The sequence below is a fragment of the Acaryochloris sp. IP29b_bin.137 genome (assembly GCF_028285745.1).
Lineage (GTDB): Bacteria > Cyanobacteriota > Cyanobacteriia > Thermosynechococcales > Thermosynechococcaceae > Acaryochloris.
In genome coordinates this window covers 1-3,811 of sequence record NZ_JANQOP010000234.1, presented here as the reverse complement: position 1 = coordinate 3,811, position 3,811 = coordinate 1, and the positions used below count along the sequence as shown (strand labels likewise).

Sequence of the window (3,811 nt, the reverse complement as noted above, 5' to 3'; positions counted from 1 at the left end):
GAGTTCACAGTTAGCCAATACTTTTTGAAACCCCCATTATTCCGTAGAGCATTTGCATTTGCTCTCTGCTATTGCGAACAAACACTCAAAACAAGTCTTGGTTCATTCGCTGGAAGTATTGACAATGAAGGGTTATAGGAGATAACGGAAAAAGTCAGGCCAATGTCCAAGCGTTCTCAGTCAGAAGGAGGATCACTAAAGGGCTGGATTGATTGACGGAGCCCCACTCTGGTCGGAGCGACTTAATCTTATTCCCTCAGTTACGGTCGACTTAAGTTACAGGTGGCCTAAGTCACCGTTGGCTTCAAAGCTCGAACTAAATCATGGCGTGTGATAATTCCCACCAACATCTGATGATCATCCACCACGGGTAAGCGATTGATTTTCTTATCCAGCATTAAGTTTGCCGCCGTCGTTAAGGGCACATCCGGTTGGGTGGTAATGGGTTTGGCAGTCATGACATCCTTCACCAACATCCCCAGGGCTTTCTGCATATGCTGATGAAATTGCTTAGGGGACTCAAAATAAATAACACTGCCCAATAGAGTCATATATAACGGGGGTTTCATTGGGGATTCTCGAACCAGCAAGTCCCCCTCAGAGATAATCCCAATCACATGCTGGGCCTCATCTACAACCGGCAAGCCACTAATGCGGTGTTCTTCTAATAGCTGAATCACAGTCTCCAAAGATGCCGAGGGAGAAATCGTAATGGGGTTCGGGGTCATAAAATCATTGACCACAGGTAGAGATACTGTCATAGGTTTGCCTACAATACCTTGAACACCCCAATCTTAAGGGGAAAACATCTGCAAATCACAATCCAAACTATCAATGGGAAGGAAGTGTAGAGGGGACTCTGGGTTTGACAAAACCCAAATCAGGTCGCAAATCCTTGGCTCTATTTTGGTAAATATGATGAATAGGTTGATTGGGGTTAGGCGTATTGAAATGGATTAAACAACGAATGCAAAAGTCTAAATCGCTGGTCACACACATCTGCTGAACATCCAGCAGCGGTACATTCTTCCAATTCGGGCGTTGGCGGGCAATTGCTGCCGGAAAAATGGCATCTAAGTCTTTGGTCACGGAGAATGTGACACTAATGATCTCATCAATATCAAAAGTATTTTCTGCTTCGATGACACGCATCAGCTCATTCACCGCCTCCCGTATAGCAGCTACGGAATTTTCAGAAGCAGTTGTTGCCCCACGAATCGCACGTACTCTCCATGACACAGAATTACCCTCCATAGCTAGATCATGCCTTAGGATGCTAAGAAAGCCTGCGTCATGTTAGCAAACTTGACATCTTTAAGGCACTGACCTGAATCACAGGGAATGAGTATTCTCTTACTTTAGCCCTTTCAGGGAGGCAATTGTAGGATTCTTCCAGGTCTCTAAGGCTCTCTAAAGCAGCTTTGTCGGTTCTGAATCCTAAGATTAGGGGCGGTATAGCCATAACGGGAGGCCATTGGTCGACAGTTCAAAATCCACCCAATCTAAAACAGGCTCAGGCAACGATAGCGTATTTTGCTGACTACCGGGCAACAATCTATTCCAAAAGGGCTTCGACTCTTCAATGGTGTTGCATTTCGCCTTCTCAGGATCCAGTCCAACGAGTTCTGCGGCCCACCGCCTCGCATCTTCCTCCGTCCCAACGCGATCTACCAGACCCAACTCAAGCGCCTGTTGTCCTGTAAATACCCGGCCATCGGCAAACTGTTTAACCGTCTCGACCTCCAAATTCCGACCTTCTGCCACGATATTCACAAACTGCGAATAACTGCTATCGATCAAATCTTGGAGGATCTGACGTTCTGGCTCTGTGAGTTCGCGATCGAAGGCCAGAATGTCCTTATAAGGACCCGACTTAATAACCTTGAAGGACACACCGACCTTGTCTAACAAGCGTTCTAAGTTATTTCCTCGCAAAATTACGCCAATGCTGCCGGTTATCGTGCCTGGGTTCGCCATGATATGTTCTGCGCCCATGCCAATGTAAACCCCGCCAGATGCAGAAATATTGCCAAAACTGGCCACAATTTTGACCTTATCCCGCAGTTTGAGTAAAGCGCTATAGATTTCATGGGAATCTACGACAGTTCCTCCCGGGCTATCTATCCGAAGTAAAAGCGCAGGGTAACCTTTCTCTTCGATGGTTTTGAGGGCTTTTAGAACGTGCTTACGGGTTTGTCCTGCGATCGCACCTTTCACTTCTAAACGGGCTATTTGTTTGCGGGCACCACCCTTAAACGGCCAAATCATGGGCAAAACTATTACTGAATGTCGTCAACACTATACGCTCGAGAGGCGCAATTTAACATTAACTTGCAACGATCAATTCCTTCACAAGATCAGGACGGCAGTCTGCCAACAAAGGTCATACGCCAGAAAATTCGTTTCTCAAAGCCTGTCTTCTGGCTCGGTCGCATCTCAGGGATCATCCTTGGCTCTCTGTCAGTGGAATTGTGCGAACCCAAGCTGGGATCTTATAATCGGAATAAATGTTACAGAAAATTTAGACTTTTAAGCCTAGATTTATTTATCGATCAATTTGTATCCGTGGCGTTACACCTTTAGCAACGATCCCACCCTTGAGCCTGGCCCTTCCCTGGACAAACTATGCAATTTAGTCTGACTGACTCCCAACGTCTCCCTGAGCGACTTTTTCTGATTGCCCCCTTCTTCCTTTGGGGAACAGCAATGGTCGCTATGAAAGGAGTGCTCGCCCACACGACTCCTTTATTTATGGGCGGGTTGCGAATTGCTCCTGCAGGGCTGCTAGTTATCTTCGCTGCCGCCTTGTTGGGCAAGAAGCAACCCCAAGGGTGGCGTGCCTGGTTGTGGATTGTCTTATTTTCGTTGATTGATGTCACTTGCTTTCAGGGATTCCTAGCCCTAGGACTCTCCCATACCTCTGCAGGGCTCGGATCCGTCATGATTGACTCCCAGCCTTTAGCAGTGGCATTACTAGCTCTATTTCTTTATGGCGAGCGAATTGGGGTTTGGGGATGGCTAGGTCTGGGCATTGGCATCACCGGAATTAGCTGTATTGGCTTACCCGACGAATGGATTTTGCAGCTAGGAACGGGAGAATGGCTCCAGCAAGGGCACGCAATTTTGCAATGGCAATCATGGCTTCAAATTAGCCATAGCGGTGAATTTCTAATGCTATTGGCAGCATTATCGATGGCCGTAGGGACGGTTATGATCCGTCAAGTTTGCCGATATGCTGACCCAATTAGTGCGACCGGGTGGCATATGTTTCTGGGTGGACTCCCCCTCTTTTTCGGATCGGGCCTGTGGGAATCTGAGCAATGGGGACATCTGACCAGCTCTGACTGGATTGCCATCTCCTATGCCGCCATTTTTGGCAGTGCGATTGCCTATGGTCTATTCTTCTATTTTGCGTCCAAAGGGAATTTAACCAGTCTGAGTTCATTGACCTTTTTGACCCCCGTGTTTGCTCTTGTTTTTGGCAATTTGTTCTTGTCCGAAGTTCTCAGTCCTATCCAGACGTTTGGGGTTGGTCTCACCCTGGTCAGTATCTATTTTGTGAATCAGAGAGAACAGCTTCCCCAACCCGGTGAACTCTTAGCCTGGGTCGATACACGATTGGTTGGGACGAAAAAGTCAAAGGTCGCTGAGATCCCTATCCAGGTTGATGCCAAAGGCAGTAGAAAATAGCAATCGGTTGCCAGACTCATTCTTCTTTGGGGATGACAAGGGTTTCACAATGTGGTCTGAATCAGTGATAGCGCCCTCATGCCTCTCTGGTAATTGAGTCGTTTATGGGGTTTCAGTTGCA

Annotated in this window: 4 protein-coding genes; 1 reads left to right on the top strand and 3 read right to left on the bottom strand. The window is 47.3% G+C overall.

The annotated features are described in order from the left end of the window. Positions 1-287: 287 nt before the first annotated feature. From Q0991_RS16645 to sppA, 3 genes are all read right to left on the bottom strand, one after another. Positions 288-761 carry a CBS domain-containing protein gene (locus Q0991_RS16645; RefSeq protein ID WP_299490318.1) on the bottom strand — a complete coding sequence of 158 codons (474 nt, stop codon included), beginning with the start codon at positions 759-761 and terminating at the stop codon, positions 288-290. Positions 762-831: 70 nt separating this feature from the next. Next, on the bottom strand, positions 832-1,254 hold the full coding sequence (gene aroH, locus Q0991_RS16640) for a chorismate mutase (RefSeq protein ID WP_299490317.1): 423 nt from the start codon (positions 1,252-1,254) through the stop codon (positions 832-834). A gap of 189 nt (positions 1,255-1,443) precedes the next feature. After that, complete coding sequence (sppA, locus tag Q0991_RS16635; RefSeq protein ID WP_299490316.1) at positions 1,444-2,268, bottom strand: signal peptide peptidase SppA; 825 nt, start codon at positions 2,266-2,268, stop codon at positions 1,444-1,446. Between the two features lie 357 nt (positions 2,269-2,625). On the opposite strand from sppA, the gene Q0991_RS16630 reads away from it, so the two are divergent. Further along, a complete protein-coding gene (locus Q0991_RS16630; RefSeq protein ID WP_299490315.1) occupies positions 2,626-3,690 on the top strand; it encodes a DMT family transporter in 1,065 nt (354 codons plus the stop codon). Positions 3,691-3,811 lie beyond the last annotated feature (121 nt).

Excerpts from the sequence above, each read along its gene's own strand:
- aroH (WP_299490317.1), bottom strand. The coding sequence starts at position 1,254 with ATGGAGGGTAATTCTGTGTCATGGAGAGTACGTGCGATTCGTGGGGCA.
- sppA (WP_299490316.1), bottom strand. The coding sequence starts at position 2,268 with ATGATTTGGCCGTTTAAGGGTGGTGCCCGCAAACAAATAGCCCGTTTA.
- Q0991_RS16630 (WP_299490315.1), top strand. The coding sequence starts at position 2,626 with ATGCAATTTAGTCTGACTGACTCCCAACGTCTCCCTGAGCGACTTTTT.
- Q0991_RS16645 (WP_299490318.1), bottom strand. The coding sequence starts at position 761 with ATGACAGTATCTCTACCTGTGGTCAATGATTTTATGACCCCGAACCCC.